17 protein-coding genes and 1 pseudogene are annotated in these 19,224 nt (G+C 43.3%); 6 read left to right on the forward strand and 12 right to left on the reverse strand.

What is annotated here, in order from left to right:
* Window positions 1-121: 121 nt before the first annotated feature.
* Genes NMQ00_RS13725 through NMQ00_RS13735 form a run of 3 tightly spaced genes read right to left on the reverse strand, consistent with a single transcriptional unit; the run spans window position 122 to window position 1,249 of the window.
* On the reverse strand, window positions 122-550 hold the full coding sequence (locus NMQ00_RS13725; protein WP_255177131.1) for a hypothetical protein: 429 nt from the start codon (window positions 548-550) through the stop codon (window positions 122-124).
* Entirely contained in the window at window positions 547-855 is a 309-nt protein-coding gene (locus NMQ00_RS13730; protein WP_214754722.1) for a nucleotide pyrophosphohydrolase, read from the reverse strand. Before NMQ00_RS13730 ends, NMQ00_RS13725 begins: the two co-directional genes overlap by 4 nt.
* 13 nt (window positions 856-868) lie before the next feature.
* Window positions 869-1,249 carry a hypothetical protein gene (locus NMQ00_RS13735; RefSeq protein WP_255177132.1) on the reverse strand — a complete coding sequence of 127 codons (381 nt, stop codon included), beginning with the start codon at window positions 1,247-1,249 and terminating at the stop codon, window positions 869-871.
* A 135-nt stretch (window positions 1,250-1,384) separates the two neighbouring features.
* Here NMQ00_RS13735 and NMQ00_RS13740 point away from each other — a divergent pair, with 135 nt between their 5' ends.
* From NMQ00_RS13740 to NMQ00_RS13750, 3 genes are all read left to right on the forward strand, one after another.
* On the forward strand, window positions 1,385-2,371 hold the full coding sequence (locus NMQ00_RS13740) for a LytTR family transcriptional regulator DNA-binding domain-containing protein (protein WP_255177133.1): 987 nt from the start codon (window positions 1,385-1,387) through the stop codon (window positions 2,369-2,371).
* Window positions 2,372-2,501: 130 nt separating this feature from the next.
* Complete coding sequence (locus NMQ00_RS13745) at window positions 2,502-3,350, forward strand: ABC transporter ATP-binding protein (protein ID WP_255177134.1); 849 nt, start codon at window positions 2,502-2,504, stop codon at window positions 3,348-3,350.
* The gene (locus NMQ00_RS13750; RefSeq protein ID WP_255177135.1) at window positions 3,347-4,054 is read left to right on the forward strand and encodes an ABC transporter permease; all 708 of its coding nucleotides are present in this window, start codon (window positions 3,347-3,349) and stop codon (window positions 4,052-4,054) included. Before NMQ00_RS13745 ends, NMQ00_RS13750 begins: the two co-directional genes overlap by 4 nt.
* A 170-nt stretch (window positions 4,055-4,224) precedes the next feature.
* Here the strand turns inward: NMQ00_RS13750 and NMQ00_RS13755 are convergent.
* The 4 genes and pseudogenes from NMQ00_RS13755 to NMQ00_RS13770 form a co-directional block, all read right to left on the reverse strand.
* Window positions 4,225-5,703: pseudogene (locus tag NMQ00_RS13755) on the reverse strand (PIN domain-containing protein); the annotation flags it as partial.
* 5 nt (window positions 5,704-5,708) lie between these two features.
* Window positions 5,709-8,828: a type I restriction endonuclease subunit R gene (locus NMQ00_RS13760; RefSeq protein WP_255177136.1), complete on the reverse strand. Its 3,120-nt coding sequence runs from the start codon at window positions 8,826-8,828 to the stop codon at window positions 5,709-5,711.
* Complete coding sequence (locus tag NMQ00_RS13765) at window positions 8,821-10,044, reverse strand: restriction endonuclease subunit S (RefSeq protein WP_255177137.1); 1,224 nt, start codon at window positions 10,042-10,044, stop codon at window positions 8,821-8,823. The genes NMQ00_RS13760 and NMQ00_RS13765 overlap by 8 nt, the downstream gene beginning before the upstream one ends.
* The gene (locus tag NMQ00_RS13770; RefSeq protein ID WP_255177138.1) at window positions 10,034-11,554 is read right to left on the reverse strand and encodes a class I SAM-dependent DNA methyltransferase; all 1,521 of its coding nucleotides are present in this window, start codon (window positions 11,552-11,554) and stop codon (window positions 10,034-10,036) included. Before NMQ00_RS13770 ends, NMQ00_RS13765 begins: the two co-directional genes overlap by 11 nt.
* Window positions 11,555-11,948: 394 nt before the next feature.
* On the opposite strand from NMQ00_RS13770, the gene NMQ00_RS13775 reads away from it, so the two are divergent.
* Entirely contained in the window at window positions 11,949-12,233 is a 285-nt protein-coding gene (locus tag NMQ00_RS13775) for a hypothetical protein (protein WP_255177139.1), read from the forward strand.
* A gap of 297 nt (window positions 12,234-12,530) precedes the next feature.
* Here the strand turns inward: NMQ00_RS13775 and NMQ00_RS13780 are convergent, their stop codons facing one another.
* From NMQ00_RS13780 to groES, 3 genes are all read right to left on the reverse strand, one after another.
* Entirely contained in the window at window positions 12,531-13,826 is a 1,296-nt protein-coding gene (locus NMQ00_RS13780) for a competence protein CoiA family protein (RefSeq protein ID WP_255177140.1), read from the reverse strand.
* Between the two features lie 231 nt (window positions 13,827-14,057).
* Window positions 14,058-15,698, reverse strand: a complete 1,641-nt coding sequence (gene groL, locus NMQ00_RS13785; RefSeq protein WP_255177141.1) for a chaperonin GroEL — start codon at window positions 15,696-15,698, stop codon at window positions 14,058-14,060.
* A gap of 42 nt (window positions 15,699-15,740) precedes the next feature.
* The gene (groES, locus tag NMQ00_RS13790; RefSeq protein WP_021065365.1) at window positions 15,741-16,025 is read right to left on the reverse strand and encodes a co-chaperone GroES; all 285 of its coding nucleotides are present in this window, start codon (window positions 16,023-16,025) and stop codon (window positions 15,741-15,743) included.
* Between the two features lie 258 nt (window positions 16,026-16,283).
* Between groES and NMQ00_RS13795 the strand changes: the two genes are divergently transcribed.
* Complete coding sequence (locus NMQ00_RS13795; RefSeq protein WP_255177142.1) at window positions 16,284-16,934, forward strand: CPBP family intramembrane glutamic endopeptidase; 651 nt, start codon at window positions 16,284-16,286, stop codon at window positions 16,932-16,934.
* A gap of 16 nt (window positions 16,935-16,950) precedes the next feature.
* Window positions 16,951-17,160 (forward strand): YdiK family protein, encoded by a 210-nt coding sequence (locus NMQ00_RS13800; protein WP_021065367.1) that lies wholly within the window; start codon window positions 16,951-16,953, stop codon window positions 17,158-17,160.
* 31 nt (window positions 17,161-17,191) lie between these two features.
* Here NMQ00_RS13800 and NMQ00_RS13805 read toward each other — a convergent pair whose 3' ends face one another.
* Window positions 17,192-17,581 (reverse strand): hypothetical protein, encoded by a 390-nt coding sequence (locus NMQ00_RS13805; RefSeq protein ID WP_255177143.1) that lies wholly within the window; start codon window positions 17,579-17,581, stop codon window positions 17,192-17,194.
* Window positions 17,582-17,597: 16 nt separating this feature from the next.
* On the reverse strand, window positions 17,598-19,223 hold the full coding sequence (locus NMQ00_RS13810; protein WP_255177144.1) for an ABC transporter substrate-binding protein: 1,626 nt from the start codon (window positions 19,221-19,223) through the stop codon (window positions 17,598-17,600).
* Between the last annotated feature and the right edge of the window lies 1 nt (window position 19,224).

Here is a 19,224-nt window from a genome sequence, read left to right on the forward strand (position 1 = left end):
AACATGACGAGCATCCATGTTGAACTCTCGATTTGAAAAAGCGGCATCATAAGCAAAAGGACGATATTCAATAGACCTACACTGAGATACATGAGAAAAAGGCGTCGATGTTTCGCTCTCATTATGAGTTCTCTCCCTTCTCTTCATAACCACTAATCCAAAACTCAATCTTCAAGTTTGCAAGTTTCATCAAGAAGTCTGGGTCAAACCCCAACTTTAAATCACCATAATAAATGACACCTAAGTCGATATAAATATGGTCGGCTCCACAAGAACGAAGGGTGTCGATATGTTCCGTAAGGGTGTCTACCATCCAAAAGAGTCCGATATACGGATTTTCCATTTGTTGAAATTCCAGTGGTGGTTCAAATGACGCATGACCGTGCGTAGCAATCTGCTTTCCTATGCGCTCCATCTCCCCGACTTCGGTCTGGGTATAAAACCGAATGCCTGTTTTCTCCGATGCGACGCGAGGTGAGAAATTCTTTCCGATTATATGGCAAGGAATCATAAATTGATCTGGGGGATACCTTTCGAGCGTTTCACTCATGATTGCGGACTCGGATATTTCACCGCATTTTTCTCAAGCTTCTCTTCAATCGCCTGCGACACATCAATCCCTGCCGCATGAGCAAACGTCAGCGCGTAGATGAGGACATCCGCGAGCTCTTCTTTCATCTCGACGTGTTTCGTCTCGAGCGCTTCTTCGCTCGACACCCATTGGAACAACTCCAACAGTTCGCTCGCCTCGAGCGATAACGATAACGCTAAGTCTTTCGGGTTATGGTGGAACGCCCAATCGCGCTCGTCACGGAATTCAATCACTTTGTCCATCAGTCGTTGTACTTCGTTCATGTTTGATACAGCCTCATTTCATCGTTGTTAAAATTTCTTTCCCCACTGAAAAAATACCTCGATCGATATGTTCTTGAATCAATCGCTTTGACACCCTCATCGACAATTCGTCTACTCCTAATCTTTCCTTTAGTCCTTCGTGGAAAGACATAAAATCGGGAATCGTTTTTTCGAATTGATATTCTTTTTGCAGTCGCGTCAAATAAAAAGAAACGTCGAAACGTTTTTCGACTGGTAACTCTTGTGTGAGAAAGATGTATTCCAATTCGCTTTCGATGTTATGATGTAACGCCTCATCCTGATTAATCATTTTACGTAACAACGTTTGGAGCATCTCTACTTCTACTTGAAGCTCAAACACTTGTGTTTGGAGTCGCTCGTATTCTTCGACCATATGATTGATTCACCACCTTATCATAAAACTGCACCCTTCAATTTTACCAAAAGATGTAACTTATATGAGTAATAATTTCCCTCTTAAGACCTTCTTTGTAAAATGTTATACTCCAACTAAAAAGGGAGGGATTCGGTGCTTACTTTCGACAACGTCTCTGTTCGCCAACAGGACACGCTCATCCTTGAGAATATCTCGTTCACCATCAATCCAGGTGAAATCGCGGCCATCCACTGCGGCGTCACTTCCCGGGAAATAGTGTTCGCATTATTGACTGACTCGCACGCGAACTACTCCGGAAACATCGATATAGCGAATCGTACGCTTTCGGTCTTCTCCATCCGTGATGGATTGTATGACCGGTTGACGGTCGAGGAATATTTGCGTTTCACGCATACGCTTTACGCATCGACGGAATCACTGGATACCATCTTGCAAACCGTTCAACTCATCCCATACCGGAACAAACGCTTGAACCGACTCAGCTTGTCGCTCATCCGGCGCGTCCAATACGCAGCGCTGCTTCTACATAATCGGGACATCTATGTGCTTGAAGAACCGGATCAAAACGTCGACCAAGAAACACGGCACTTGTTCGCGACCGTCTTGATGCAACTGAAGCAACAACAAAAAGTCATCCTGCTTCTGACGAGCAACATGGAGAGCGCCCTCTTCGTCACGTCGACCGTCTATCGTATCGACCACCGACACTTGCGCCTACTCGACGTGGAACCGGATGAGCCGGATGCGAACGAAGACGTCACGCCAGAGGTCATGCACGTCCGCTTCGAGAAGATTCCAACGAAAGTGAACGAGAAAATCGTCTTGCTCGATCCACCGGAAATCGACTACATCGAAAGCCAAGACGGACAATCCGTATTGCACAGTCAGTCCGAGCAGTTCCCGAGCGTCTTCACGATGAACGAACTCGAGACGCGTCTGACCCCATACGGCTTCTTTCGCTGCCATCGGTCGTACATCGTCAACCTTCAACGGGTGCGGGAAGTGATCACCTATACGAAGAACAGTTTCAGCCTCGTCCTCGATGATTCGGCGAAGACGACCATCCCGCTCTCGAAGACGAAAATGGCCGAATTGAAGACGATGATCGGGCTGAAATAGGCTCCATTCACCGCCTCATTCGCTCCACTCGCTCCCCGAAAAGCGCCAGTTACGGCCATCCTAATGCACCCGCCTCTCCCTCTCGATATGATGTAAGCAAGCAAGACGACATCGACAAGGAGGAACGAGAATGGATTCAATCATTCAAGTGAACGGATTAAAAAAGCTATTCGGCAATGAAGAGGCGTTACGCGACGTGACGTTTTCTGTCGGCAAGGGAGAAGTGTTCGGCTTCCTTGGACCGAGTGGGTCTGGGAAGACGACGACCATCAAAATCTTAACGTCCCAACTGGCGCAGACATCAGGTGACGCAACCGTATTCGGCGTGCCGGTCTCGGAGTTGAAACAAGAACAATATCGGAAGCGGATTGGTGTATTGACCGACAACAGCGGCCTATACACGCGCCTCTCGATTGAAGAAAACTTGCAACTCTATTGCGACCTATACGACGAACCACGCACCCGAATTGATGAAGTACTACAAACGGTGAACTTGGCCGGGGAACGCAAAAAACGCATCTCCGCCTTATCACGTGGGATGCTGCAGCGGGTGACACTGGCCCGGGCGTTGTTACATGAACCGGAGCTATTGTTTTTAGATGAGCCGACGTCCGCACTCGATCCGGTCAATTCGCGCCACATCTATAAAGGCATAGAACGGTTGAAGGCAAAAGGGACGACCATCTTCTTGACGACGCATGACATGAACGAGGCCGAGGAACTGTGCGACCGCGTCGCCTTCTTACATCTAGGGGAGATTCAACTGCTCGACGCCCCGAAACGATTGCGCCGAAAATATGCGAACGGCTCGATGCGTGTCGAACTGCATGACGGGGAAACGGTTGAATTGAAGCAAGGAAAAGATGGGGCGGACTGGCTTCATGAACAGATGCGTGATCAAAACATCGCGGCCATTCATTCGAACGAGCCGACGCTCGGGGATATCTTTATCGAAGTGACGGGGAGGAAATTATCATGACATTTTCAATGAAACGGGCACTCGCCATTTTCCAGAAAGACTATAAAGACTTGTCGCGGAACTTATTCGTCTCCTCGACGTTGATTATGCCGCTGTTCTTCGCCGTCTTCTATTCGCAGCTCGGCGGAGGAGGCATCGACGTGACATACTTCGTCATCAATATCACGTTCAGCCTCGTCGCGACGTTCGTGCAGTGCGCCTTGATTGCCGAAGAGAAAGAGAAGAACACGCTCCGCGGATTGATGTTGTCGCCGGCGAGCACGCTCGACATCTTGCTCGGGAAAAGCGCGCTCACGTTCGTGACGACGCTCATCCTCATCGCGGCGTGTGCCTTCATCATGGGATACAGTCCTGCGAACATACTCGTCATCTCACTCGCATTGATCGTCTCGACGTTCTTTTATATCGGGATTGGGACGATTCTCGGATTGATGACGAAGACGGTCATGGAAGCCTCGCTCATCGTCATGCCGGCGTTTTTCTTCTTCTCGTTTTCACCGATGTTATTGGTGTACGAAGACCGGTTCGCCATCATCGGTCTCCTCGAGTACTTGCCGAACATCGTCTTGATTGACCTGGCGCATCAAATCGAGGCGGGTGCTGGACTTGGTGCTACATGGATGGAGCTTATGATTCTGTCTGCCTGGGCGCTTGTTGTGTTCGTCGGAAGTATCGTGATGTATAATCGGAAACAGACGGATTGAACAATAAAGGAGCGACGAATTGAATCGTCGCTCCTGGTATTTGTGAAAAATTGTATAGACATAATATTTGCCAAATAAATCTTTTTTGTAAGAGGATTAATTATTAATTTCACTTTATCTTGTTCTAAATTTCCAGTAAAAAAATAATGTGAAAAAATATTAATTATCATCTGTTGTTGATCTAATGAATACCTATTTTGCATTAAAAACTTTTTTATCTCAATTCTAATTTTAGCATGTATTGATGCTTTTTTTGACCAGTCAACAACAATATTATTCTTGAAAATCCCTAATATATTTTCTGCTAAATTTATTATTTTTTCATCACTAGATTCACTTCCCATAACCTCCGCAAGGGAATGAACAAATTCTCTCTTTAGCTCATCTATTTTTTGAATATCTCGTTCATGCACTTGCACTTCTTGCACTTGGTCTTCTTGTACTTGCTCTTCTTGCACTTGCTCTTCTTGTACTTGGTCTTCTTGTACTTGGTCTACTTGTACTTGGTCTTCCTGTACTTGGTCTTCTTGTACTTGCTCTTCTTGTACTTGGTCTTCTTGTACTTGGTCTTCTTCTAATAATTCTTCAGTTTCGAATTCAGACGCATTAAACTCATACTCAATTTGTGCAATATTTAGAAAGCTACCTTCATTAGTGTATGCTTCAATGCTATCAAGTGTTATGTAGGAAATATCTGCATCAGTAACGCTATGAACTTTTACTAAAAAATCCATTCTTACAAACAATTCATATTCGACACCTGGGTGATTATTTACTAGGCCTGGTTGATTAACAATGGCTTTACCATTTAACTTAAATTTAAATAACTCTTCTCCTGCTTCATTAAGATCTACCACTTCTAAATCAATATTAAAATCAATTACTGATACAGCAATATCATTAATAATAATTTCTTCAAAGGCACTTTTCTTAAAATCATTTAAAAAGGCCTCACTCACTTCCATAACGTTTTTATTTACTTCCGCGAGACGTTTTATTAAATTTTTTTCGCTTGAATGTGCCTCGATATAAATGTCTAACTTTTGTTTTTCATCTTTTCCGTAAATAAAAATTTTATTTCCTGTAAAATTTTTAAACTCTAATTCTAATTCACCTTTAAACCTTTTATCTCCAGTAAAAAAAAGATAGGTTCCTTCATTTTTTTCTGCAAACTCTAACATTGATTCCCAAATCAAAGCGTCTTTAAAGCCTTTATCTGATTGTTTATCCACACCTTCAAATGGTGCTTTTTTGTCTAAAGCTCTTTCTACAATTTTATGAAAACGTCCTTCTCCGCATATTGGAAGGATTTTTATTCCCTTTCGTAAAATATATGACTGTTTTTTTTCTTCAATAAATTTTTCATACTCAAATTCACTTTCAAACACTAGATTTACTGAATACATATGTTCAAATTTTCTGTAGATTTTTTTAATTTCTTCGTATTCTTTTTTATACGCCTGTGTCTGCTTTTGAAACAGCTCAGAGATTGTAATTTCTGGTATTAGTTGTTCAAAACGATCAGTGACATCGTGTCTTTCAATTTTACCTTGTATATCATCAAAAATCGAATCTATCATAAAATCCGAGTAATTTTTATAATCTCTTATGAATAAGACATTAGTATCAAAAATAATATAGGTTTTCAATACCTCTATTCCCTTCCTTTAACGTCACTTTTACCATTTTCAGCCATCAATTCTGCTTGTTTAACTACTGTTTCAACTGCCAATTTCTGCAGATCTGGTGGATAACCATACTTCTTCAATAACCTTCGAACAGTAATCCTCATTTTCGCTCTGGCCGACTCTCGCAAGTTCCAGTCAATACTCATATTCTCTTTAATTGCCTTTGTAAGCTCGTGTGCAATGACTTTTAAGATATCATCGCCTAATACTTGCTCTGCTGTTTCATGTGATGCTAATGCATCATAGAAGGCTATTTCTTCTTTAATCAATCCAGATGCTTCTCCTGCTTTAACAGATTCATTCATTTCCTTCGCAAGTTGAATCAACTCTTCTATGATTTTAGATGTTTCAATTGCTCGTTTATTATATTTGTTAATTGCGTTGTTTAACATCTCAGTGAACTTCTGTGCTTTCACGAGATTAGTACGTTGCACATTCTTTACTTTTCCTTGTAGCAAACGATTTAACAACTCCACAGCCAAGTTTTTCTGTGGCAGCGCCCGCACTTCATCCAAAAATTCATCAGATAAAATGGAAATGTCAGGATTTTGAATACCAAGTGAAGTATAAATATCAATCACTTCATCTGAAATAACTGATTTGGAAATCAGTTGATTCAATTGAGCATCCACTTGTTCCGGTGTCAGCCTTTTCCCTTCAGAAGGAATCAATTTCACTAATCCAGCTTTCACAGCTTTAAGGAATCCGATCTCCGCATTTAGCTCTTGTGCTTCCGGTTCAGTGGCACATAACGCAAATGCTTTTCCTAGCTCGGTTACAACTTTCATAAAACGCTTCTTTTCTTCTTCTCCTAAGCCGATTACGAAATCCATCGTTTCAGTAATCGCCCTCATGCGTTCAGAAGCTTTCTCTGAATTAAAGTTATCATAGCGATGCTTGTACAACATATCTTGAATAATCTCGAATTTTTCTAGTAATATATCTACTGCAACTGCAGTATCAATACCAGTGTTGCCTCGGTCGCTATCAGTATATTGCTTTAATGCTTCTTTCAAACTATCCGCAATTCCAATGTAATCGACAATTAATCCACCTGGCTTATCTCGGAAGACACGGTTTACCCGTGCGATGGCTTGCATTAAGTTATGCCCTTTCATCGGCTTATCTATGTACATTGTATGCATAGAAGGTACATCAAATCCCGTAAGCCACATATCACGGACAATGACAATTTTCAGTTCATCATTAACATCTTTCATCCGGCGAGCTAAACTATCCCGCCTTTTTTTATTACCGATGAAAGGCTGCCAATGTTCCGGATCACTCGAAGTACCAGTCATAACAATCTTGATAACGCCTTTCTTATCGTCATCGGAATGCCATTCTGGACGCAACTTAATGATTTCCTGATAAAGGTCAATCGCAATTCGTCGAGACATCACGACAATCATGGATTTTCCGAACATTGCATCCTGTCTGGACTCAAAATGATACACCGTATCAGCAGCCAATTTTTGAAGACGTTGTTCAGCGCCGACTAAAGCTTCTAAACGAGACCACTTAGATTTCAATTTTTCTCTATCCGACTCTTCTTGGAATTCAGTTATTTCATCATACTCTGAATCGATATCTAAGCCTTCTGGCAGATCGAGTTTGACGATGCGGCTCTCATAATAAATCTTTACTGTCGAGCCATCTTCAACCGCCTGGGTCATATCATAGATATCAATATAATCACCAAAAACAGCTGGTGTGTTTTTGTCGCTGTATTCTACGGGAGTCCCTGTAAACCCAATAAAAGAAGCATTCGGTAAAGCATCTCTCACATATTTTGCATAACCATATTTTGTCGCTACATCATCTTTCGTCTGCATAACTTGCGCTTGGAAACCGTATTGCGTCCGATGCGCTTCATCGGCCATGACGATGACATTCCGACGATTCGTTAACGCATCCATATGAGTGATCCCTTCTTCGGGTGCAAACTTCTGCATCGTCGTGAAAATAATGCCACCTGATTCAACAGCTAAAAGATTTCGCAAATCGCTTCGGCTATCTGCCTGTTTTGGTGACTGACGCAATAGATCACTGGAGATTGAGAACGTATTGAAAAGCTGATCGTCCAAATCATTCCGGTCTGTTAATACTATAATCGTCGGGTTATTCATCTCAAGAACTAGTTTGCCGGTATAGAATACCATTGACAAACTTTTCCCCGAACCCTGTGTGTGCCAAATAACACCTATTTTTCGATCTCCAGTTTCATCAGCTGCACGTTTAGCCTGTTCAATTGCCTTGTTCACAGCATAATATTGATGATATGCAGCCAGGATTTTAAATGTCTTTTCTCCGTCGGTTTGGAACACTATAAAATGGCGAACTAAGTCCAGCAGTACTTCAGGCTTAAGCATACCCCGAATCAAAATTTCAAGTTGCGGTATTGTGGAAGAAGAAATCGACTCCCCATCCACTGTACGCCACATCATGAAGCGCTCTTCCTCTGCAGTCAGTGATCCTACTCTGGCATTTACTCCATCACTTGTCACTAAAAATGCGTTGTATTGAAATAAAGAAGGAATAGTTGCTTTATAAGTTTGAAGCTGATTAAATCCCTTGGAAATCCCGACTTGCTCATCTGTTGAATTCTTTAATTCAATAACAACCAATGGTAAACCATTTACAAAGATTATTATGTCAGGTCGCTTATTGTTTTGCCCTTCAATAATCGTATATTGGTTCACTGCTAAGAAATTGTTGTTTAAGGGATGTTGAAAATCGAACAGCCATAACTTTTCCACTGTATTTCGTCCATCTGCTTTTCGAACTTCTACATCTATACCATCGGTTACATACTTTTGAAAAATACGATTATTAAAAATTAAGTTAGGCGATTGAACCATTGTCAAAAGTTGAATGGCTCGAGTAACCGATTCCGCCGACGCATTCGGATTAATTCGCATTATAGCATCTTCAAGACGACTGTTTAAAACAACATTAGCGTAGCTATCTCGCTCCGGTGAAGCTCCATCTATAGCAATGTCAGGTCCATGAGCTATTTCGTACCCTATATTTCTAAGCCATTCAAGCGATGCTTCTTCAAGATCATCTTCATAGAACTTATACATGCTCATTAACCTCACTTTGATCAAACAATTCAATTTCTCCAGATAAGAGTCGAGGAAGAAGGTAGTCTCTTATTAAAATTAATTGATGGTTTTGCTTTTCAAGAGCTTTAATTTGGCTAATTAAAGGACTGATCATTTCAGTAAAAGAGTGTATTATTTCAAGGGGGGGTAAAATAATTTTATATTTTTTTAAATCTGCCATTCTAATACCTTTCTGCACACTTCCACTAGCTAATTGAATGGCATAATTTTGTAAATCATCACTTAATAGAATTAAATATAAATAAATAGATGTAATTTTTTGATTAGGTCTAAGCGTGAAAATCGATTCACTTATGTTCCAATTACTAGCATCTTCATTAAGAAGATATACTCTCCCAATTGTTCCAATTCCAGAAAAGAGTAAATCCCCCTTTTTCAAATCTGATCTTTTATTTATTTTTAACAATGCTTCATCCGTCACTTTGTCACATTTTTCATTAAGAAAAATTTGATTGTTGCCCATGTTTTTTATAGTTACGTAGTAGTTAGATCCTTCTCCTAAAGTAAAATTTTTACGGGGATTTAACCCAGTCGCAAACTTACTGGTGACATTACCCATAAAATCTACACTCCAACCTGATGGAATTATACAATCTTCTATTAATGTCATTTTTCCACCATTCGAATTGTACGGCTTGCCTTCTTTATTGGGAAACTCAAAATCTACAAACCAGTGTTTAAAAAATGTTTGAGCTAATTGTTCTAAATTAAAAATTATTTTTTTATTTACACTTATTTTTTCATCAAAATTGCTTAAAATCCTAGCTATATTTTTTTGTGACGCTAAGGGTGGGATCCTAACTTTTAATGCATAGAAATCTTCTTTTTTTGTAGAAGGAATTGCCGAACCACTATCTAAGGAATTTAAATCTTTACTTAGTAATTCGTAGTAAGCCCATCTCAAATCTACATTCTCATCTTTCGGTATGAGATAGTAAGCAGTGTCTATCACATGAAAATCTTTTGTTGAATAATGTACGCCTCTGTATGCACCTTTTCTTCCTATAATAACTCCAGGTCCTTTTGCCAAAGGTTTTTCGGTATATCCGATAGGTCCATTAGTTCCGAAAACTGGAAATCCAGAAGTATTCTCTTTGTACCCTTTTAATGCTTTTCCATACTTTAATTCTGCAATATCTCCCCACTTCGTTAGTCTCCAGTTTTCAGACCCCATGCCCAATCCCCTCCAATATAACTCTAATTTCATCCTCGAGTTTTCTAGACTTCACAAATTGCTCTGATAGCTCTCCAGTTAAACGCTCAATTTTTTCTTCAAACGGCTCGCTGTCTTCTTCGATTGCTTCCAACCCAACATAGCGACCTGGAGTTAATATATATTCGTGTTCACGAACTTCATCTAATTTGGCAACCTTGCAGAAGCCTGCAACATCTTGATATTCCTGCTCATTTGTTCCACACCATGCATGATATACTTCTGAAATTTTATTAATGTCCTCTGTTGAAAATTCTTTTAATGTTCGTGAAGACATATGACCTTGTTTTCTAGCGTCGATGAAAAGAATTTCTTTGCGGCGTTCTTTTTTTCCATTCTTTGCTTTATTGCGCGTGACGAACCATAAACAAACTGGAATTTGCGTTGAGTAAAATAATTGGCCGGGTAACGTAACGATACACTCGACGAGATCCTGCTCAATCAAATTTTTTCGAATTTCTAACTCTGATGCCGTACTTGTTGACATCGATCCATTTGCCAGTACAAAACCGGCTGTACCAGATGGAGCAAGTTTTGAGATCATATGTTGAATCCAAGCATAGTTCGCATTTCCTACTGGAGGTGTTCCGAACTGCCAACGCACATCTTCACGTAACTTTTCTCCACCCCAATCACTAATATTGAAAGGTGGATTTGCTAAAATGTAATCTGCTTTTAGTCCTTTGTGTAAATCGTTATGGAAAGTATCTGCGTTATGATCTCCAATATCTCCATCAATTCCTCTAATAGCTAAGTTCATTTTCGCTAATCTCCAAGTAGTTGGATTTGATTCTTGACCATAAACAGCAATATCTCCTAACCGTCCTTGATGCTCTTCTACAAACTTTTCACTTTGGACAAACATTCCTCCCGATCCACAGCAAGGGTCGTAAACTCTTCCTTTATAAGGTTCTAACATCTGCACAAGTAACTTAACTACAGAACTTGGTGTGTAGAACTCTCCACCATTCTTCCCTTCTGCACTTGCGAATTTTGAGAGAAAGTATTCATACACACGGCCAAGCATATCTTTAGACCGGCTTTTCTTGTCTCCGATCTTAAAAGAGAATAAATCTATTGTTTCTCCAAGACGAATTTTATCAAGTGCCGGGCGTGCATAATCTTTCGGTAATACCCCCCGTAGAGACTCGTTTTCTTTTTCAATTGCAATCATCGCGTTATCAATCATTTGACCAATTTCCGGTCTTTTAGCATTTTTTTTGATATAAGTCCAACGTGCTTCTTTTGGCACCCAGAAAATATTTTCTGCTAAGTATTCATCTTTGTCTTCAGGATCGGCCCATTCGTTCTGAGTCAGTTCTTCATTTTTTTCTTCGAACGAATCCGAAACATATTTGAGGAATAGAAGTCCTAATACAACATTTTTATATTCTGATGCATCCATGCTTCCCCGAAGCTTATCTGCCATTGACCACAATTTTTCTTCAAAACCAACATTTACTGTAGACACTTTTTAATTAACCCTCTTTCTTAAATTTAATCCATCCATATTTTACTATATATAAAATATTAAAGCAGTCCTATCTCTACACTTTCTCACACCGAACATCCCAAACTCAAGATAAGTCTTTATTTTCAAACGTTCGGATGTAGTAAAGGAGTGTAGCCCGTAGCGCTTTCTCCGTCTGAATGTTTGCGTCGTAACTTTATCCTACACAAGGCCATCGCTATGGTTTTTTTGTTCATTTTGGGCTGTTGCACTTATACCTAAACCTAAAAAAAAATAGTCCTGGTCAATTTTATTACATACCTTATTCTCGTTCTTTTTCTACAATCAACTTAATGATGTGATTGAATATTCGCTTTCAATCAAGTGAATTTATTAGAAGAAGGGACGAGATGTTATGAATACCAATAAGAAGATTACAGAGTGGTCGTATTGGAAAGCTGTTGTTCGCTATGGACATGTAGGGAAAGGAAAAGAAATTAGTGTAGCAAGATATCTGGTGATGCCTGACAATTCGACTACGGTCGACGTGATGGCAGTCATCGCTGAAATGCCCGGGACGAAAAAACGTTCCGTCGGTTCAATTCGAAAAATTGACCACTTAGAGTATCTTGAAGGTCTTCGCGCAGAGAAGGAGGACTTTCTCCTGCAACGACTTTTCGATGGAAGACAAGCTCAGTAATGTTACAAATGATAAGCCACCTAAACATTTCAACTATGAGATGAATAGGTGGCTTGAAATTTTATTTGATCCCCGAAAACGAATAGAGTCTTTTATCAAACGTCTGTCATTCCGGGTTCAGTTCGATATTCTATTGTTTCTATTTGCACGTCATTGCGCCGGGACCGTGACTCACGCTCGTTTTAAAGGCAAGGAAGCCTGCATTTGCATCATATACTCGTAGCCAAGGCCTCATCAGGTCATCCGAATCCCATAGAGGTACTTTAAAATATTGTCGAATCAAGCCGCCAAAGTGTTTTATGATTTTATATATTTTTTTACAGCATACGTTCTATTTCGTTGCCCACCTTTTGACGAGAGTTCAATTATACTTTCTTCGGTTAATTGATCGAGACAAGCACAGACGTCTGGGTAAATTTTGTAGCGGCCTGTATTGTAACACTCATTTGAAGCTCCATTAAGCACTAGATATTCTGTTACATCGTCAGTATTAATCAATATTGCACTACAGGTTTTGATATATTCTAGAATTGCCGTTCGAAAATGGCTTTTTGTTAGCAAATTCTTCGAGCTGTCTTGACGTTTTGAAGAATCGTGATGCTTGATTAGTAATTCAGTTCTACGTGTGTCTTCGATTTCTTTTTGTTTCGCTACGTATTCTTTTTCCTTCTGCTGCAATTCTTGTAAAAAAGAATCTCTTAGCTGCATTTCAATTTTAGGATCGCTTAGTTGTAATGTTTGCGTAGCTAACAGCGCGGTAGACAAACTAATTTCATACCCTTCATTTAAAACAAATGCGCGGAATGGACTTTCTTGCCTATCTTCAATAAAGCGTCGAACAGAGAATTGGATACTATCTTCTTTAGATTGGATGTAGTAAAGGCTTCGAACCTTATAAGAATCCGGAGTATTTTGATGATGATAATCAAATAATTCAAATAAGGATTGATCACACGTTATTTCATTCAACAATGTTTCCCCCATTAAATCTTCAGGAGTCTTCATCGCAAGATTCAACTCAGCTTCCCAAAGGTGTATCACATGACGAGCTAAATCAAGGGACTGTTCTGTATTTTCAATGAACCAAATCGGTATAAGTCCTTTTTCTTTAAAGTATGTATTCCGCTTAATAATTTGACTAGCTAATTTTTCATCTCGATTTTGTGTAACGTTTGTAAGCACCGTGATCGCTATTTCTTTATCAATATTTTTTACGATAATGTCAGGATAAAAACTCCACTTTTCTGCCCCTTTTGCCAAGTACCCATATTCAACTTCGAGTTCTTTCTTCAATTTCTGTTGCATTTTCAATTCATCGTAAATAAAGTTTTTTATAACCGAATGCTGTTTTGACTCTCTTTCAACCTGTTTATGATATCTTTCGCTTTCAATGGAAAGTTCACACGACTCGGAATGCCGATGAGAGAAGTGTTGTATTCGATTATTTCCAGACCTTAAAATCAGTGTTTCATTACAATAAGGGCAACTAAATGCTCCTTTAGCTGAACTTTTTTTCAGTTCACGAATTTCTCTCTTCCCATCTAATAAAACTGATAGAGTAATGTTCTTTCCTTCATATATCGCTTCTTGCAAAATCAATTCCCCCTTATCAACATAGAATTTTAAAATACATTATATTACTTTTTTATTTTATTAATTCCATTATATAACATGGGGATTATTTAAAGAATACAATCGGTAGTGAAGAAGAAGAATTCTTAACTGACTTTGCTAATTGTCACTTCAATTGTTAATCATCACTGTCAACACAAAAAACCACCCACCAGCTTTCGCTGATGAATGGTTCCGGTTAGAGCGTATGACTTACATCATGCCGCCCATTCCACCCATGCCGCCCATGTCAGGCATGCCGCCGCCAGCGCCTGCTGGTTCTGGCTTGTCTGCGATGACAGCTTCTGTTGTGAGGAACATGGCTGAGACTGATGCTGCGTTTTGAAGTGCTGAGCGCGTCACTTTCGCCGGATCGACGATACCGTGAGCGATCATATCGACATACTCGCCAGTCGCGGCGTTGTAGCCGATACCGACCGACTCGTTCTTAAGCTTTTCGACGATGACCGAACCTTCTTCACCCGCGTTTTCCGCGATTTGACGGACCGGTGCTTCGAGGGCACGGAGGACGAGTTTGACACCTGTCGCTTCATCCGCTGTCACTTCAGAAAGAAGTGCACGAACGGCTGGGATGACGTTGATGAACGCCGTACCCCCACCTGCGACGATACCTTCTTCAACTGCTGCACGTGTCGCGTTGAGCGCGTCTTCGATGCGGAGCTTACGTTCTTTCAACTCAGTCTCTGTCGCTGCGCCGACTTTGACGACGGCTACGCCACCTGCGAGTTTCGCGAGACGCTCTTGGAGTTTCTCACGATCAAAGTCAGATGATGTCTCTTCGATTTGGTTGCGAATCGTTTGAACGCGTGCTTTGATTGTCGCTTCGTCTCCAGCACCTTCGACGATCGTTGTCGTGTCTTTCGTGACGACGACTTTCGATGCGCGTCCGAGCTGTTGGAGCGTTGCCGACTTGAGCTCGAGGCCGAGGTCTTCAGTGATGACTTGGCCGCCTGTGAGCGTCGCGAGGTCTTCGAGCATCGCTTTACGACGGTCCCCGAATCCTGGTGCCTTGACCGCGACCGCGTTGAACGTACCACGGAGCTTGTTCAAGACGAGTGTCGCGAGTGCATCGCCTTCGATGTCTTCTGCGACGATGAGGATTGGTTTCCCTTGTTGCACGACTTGCTCGAGCACTGGAATGATCTCTTGGATGTTCGAGATTTTCTTATCCGTGATCAAGATGAACGGGTTGTCGAGCACCGCTTCCATCTTGTCTGAATCTGAGATCATGTATGGTGACAAGTAGCCACGGTCAAACTGCATCCCTTCGACGACGTCGAGTTCAGTCGTGAAGCCACGTGACTCTTCGATCGTGATGACGCCGTCGTTCCCGACGCGTTCCATCGCCTCAGCGATCAACTCGCCGACTTCTTCGTCCGCTGCCGAGATGGCTGCGACTTGGGCGATCGCTTCTTTCGACTCGATCGGTTTCGAGATGAGCTTGAGCTCTTCGAGTGAACGACGAACCGCTTTGTCGATTCCTTTACGGAGAATCATCGGGTTCGCGCCTGCTGTCACGTTTTTGAGACCTTCACGAATCATCGCTTGAGCGAGGACTGTCGCCGTTGTCGTACCGTCCCCTGCGACTTCGTTCGTCTTCGACGCGACTTCGGCAACGAGCTTCGCGCCCATGTTTTCGAAGTGGTCTTCGAGTTCGATTTCTTTCGCGATGGTCACACCGTCATTCGTGATGAGCGGTGAGCCGAACTTCTTCTCGAGGACGACGTTGCGTCCTTTCGGTCCGATTGTGACTTTTACCGCGTCAGCGAGTGCGTCGACACCGCGAAGCATCGCGTGACGTGCGTCTTCTGAGAATTTGATTTCTTTTGCCATTGTTCATTTCCCCCTAGAAAAGTTTTTGAAGAATGGTGAGTCTTAGCCTACGATTGCGAGAATGTCGCTCTCTCGAACGATTAAGTATTCTTTGCCTTCATGCTTCACTTCGGTACCCGCGTATTTCGAGTAGATGACCAAATCATTTTCTTTGACGTCGAGCGCGATTCGCTCACCTTGGTCCGTGACGCGGCCTGTACCGACTGCGAGGACGCGTCCTTGTTGCGGCTTCTCTTTCGCCGTGTCAGGAAGCACGATGCCTCCGATCGTCTTTTCTTCTTTCTCCACGACTTCGATGATGACGCGATCGCCTAGTGGTTTTAACATAGAAAAAACCTCCTCCGAATATGAATGATGTATCGTTGAATCGTAAGTTTTAGCACTCATCAAAAAGGAGTGCTAACATTGATTAGTGTAGTATGAGACGCCTGAAAATGCAAGCGGGAACATCGAAAAAATGCTCCCACTCGCGGTCAAGAGACCTTATTTGATACAATGGTCAAAAGGAACGTTGACTCTTAGGAATAAGGACGTGTTGAATTGGCTACACTAAACTCAAACCAATCGATAAATACCCGTTTTTCGATGGCGCCTAACATTCGGATTCGGCATATCATCCCGATTCTGCTATACGCGTTTGTTCAATTCTTTCCGGTATTGATTAGCGGACTGCGTCCGGAATGGATCACGCCGACGTCGACCGGGCTCTGGTTCGCCATCGGGTTCAGCTTGACGATCATCATCTCGTTCTTCTTGCTGTGGCCCGACTTGAAGCTATATAAACAGCAAGGGATCCAGTCGAATTTGAACGACACGGTCAAATGGATCGGGCTCGGGATTCTCATGCAGTACGGGCTCGTCATCGTCGCCAACTTGATTGAGACGTGGATCTCCGGTGACGTCATGGGATCTCAAAACACCGAACAAATCGCAGATATCGTCCGTCTCGTCCCGGTCATGACGCTCTCGGTCGTCTTGCTCGGACCGATCATGGAAGAAATCCTCTTCCGTCATATCCTGTTCGGTAACTTGAGCGCCCGCTTCGGGTTCTGGATTGCGTTTGCGGTCAGCTCGCTCTTGTTCGCGTTCATCCATGGCGACAACAAGATTCTCGTTTACGTGGCGATGAGCTTCGCCTTCACGGTCGCATACGCCAAGACGCGTCGCTTGATCGTGCCGATTGCGATTCACGCGTTCAACAACGCGCTCGTCATGGTCGTATTATTCTTAATGTAGAAATGAGGTGGCATTGATGCCGCGACACTTAAAAGTTATGTTTTTGTTCAGTCTCTCGTTCGGGATTCTGTTCACCGTCCTCGCCTACTACTCGGTGCAAGAGTACGGCTTCAGCTTCTGGACGTACTTCATCATCGCCGTAGCCGCGTATGACTTCTTCAAGGTGTATCAGATTTTAACGCTCGCCCGAAAAGCGAAAAAAGAAAAGACCGATAAATCGGCATAACGAAAAGACCAAGCGCGCAGCTTGGTCTTTTTTAGTGTTGAATCACGTTGGACGTATCACTCAACTCGTCTCGATACACGCTCCGGATGAACAATCCGTTCAGCGTCAATCCGATACCTAGAACGAGATAAATCGTATCCAGCAACGGCACGCGTGGCTCATCAAAGAAAAAGACGGCGATGATAAACACGAGCATGAAACCCATACCGAACCATGTCACGAGTGACTGGTTGACGGCGGCACGAATCGTCACATTCGTTTCTTTGTCGAGTTTGTTCAATTGCTGTTCATAGTAAGCCGATAACGTGACGCCGAATCCAGTCGCAGCAATCCACACCACTTCCCCGTTCCAAAACCCCAGACCGAACAAGACAGGCCATCCTATCAATAACACGATAAACCAGTTTCGGGTCAGCTTCATTTTTCTCCCTCTTTCTTTACGATGGAATCCATAACTTCGCAAAATCAAAATACCCAAAGATGTCGATACAGACATCCTTCAACTCGACCGGGAACGGGATCGTCCGCTCCTCGTTATAGAGCGGAATGAAATAAGACCCTTCTTTCAACTCGCGCTCGATTTGCCGATGGAGCGGCAACCAGTCCTCGAACGGTAGCTCATCGTACTGACGGACCCGTTCCGTCATCCCATCGATGTGACGCAACAGCTCCCGCGGAGGCGAATAGTCGCTCGTCAAAAATTGCTCGAAGCCGAGCGAGATATTGCGCTCATAAATCTCGCCATGGACGATTAAGTCGACCCGGTCGAAATACGTCGTATCATGTATCGTGTCCTTGAAACTGACCGGCACCCACTCATATGAAATCCCGTGGCGCGTCAACATGTCGGCGATCCACAACGACACTGTCGACGTGAAGTCTGTCTGTTTGATGCGAATCGGACGATCGAACGTCACCGCTGGACCATCTGGAATTTCATACGCCTCGCTCGCATCCCCGAGGAAGCCACGGTCGTTCGGGATTTTCCGATTGTCGAGCGACCCAACATCTGGGCGAATCTCCGCAATCAGACGGTGGATGTAATGTCGCGCCTCGTCCCGCTCGAACACACCGCCCGGCTGACTATTCAAAAATACAAGATTGAAACCCGATGGAGTTGAGATATAGCCTGTCTCCCCAGAGTCTCGCGACGAGATGCGGTACGTCGGGTCGTAGCCGTCAGGCACTTGTAAGAACTCCACCCGGTCGAGCAGCGCCCGGACGCCAAAATAGTTCTCGAACGCCGCGAGCACCGTCTTCTCGGCATCGTGCTGTTCCAATAAGAACGGTCCCGTCCCAATCGTGTCTTTGGCGATGCTCGTATGAATCATCGAGAGCCGTGGCACGAACGAGTTGCGGCGCCGATCGAGCGTCACATCGACCTGATATGGACCGTTTGACGACACGCGTCGGACGTGCCGATATGTATGACGATAGGCGGCTGACTGGAACAGGGCACGCAGGCTTTTCGTCACGTCTTTACTCGTCATGAGCGAACCGTCGTGAAACCGGACGCTCTTACGAAGGAACAAGATGAGCGTGTCCCCGCGCCATTCGTAGTGATGGGCCAGTTCGCCCGTCACTTGCCCGGATGCATCAATCGTGAACAGACGATTGAATACGTTTTGAACGAGGTGGGCGCTATGGATGTCGGCCGCCTCGAGCGGGTGCGTCGTCAGAAAGTTACGCCGCCGTGGAATGATGAGGGCGTCACTCGATGTCTGGACGTAGCCGAACTTCTTCTCGAGTTGACGCATGAAGCGCCCAGCCTGCGCCGGTGACCAGTCCCATTCGAGCTGGTTCGTCACGGCCTCAATCGACTCGGTCTCCATCCGCTTCAATAACTGTTCAGCTAATTCGCTCTCCACATGGCGCAACCAGACGAGCTGACTGACATTGCCACGTCCGAGCCCGCTCGTATAGGTGAGCCAGCCTTCCTCTTGCCAGCGAAGCAAGTGCCGTCTCGTCTGTTTGGCACTTAAATGGATGGCGTCCGCCATATCCGCAATCGTGTAATGCCCGTCCCGGCATTGCTTCCATAAACTAAACAAGTAGGCATCCATG

The organism is Exiguobacterium aurantiacum, assembly GCF_024362205.1.
GTDB lineage: Bacteria > Bacillota > Bacilli > Exiguobacteriales > Exiguobacteriaceae > Exiguobacterium > Exiguobacterium aurantiacum_B.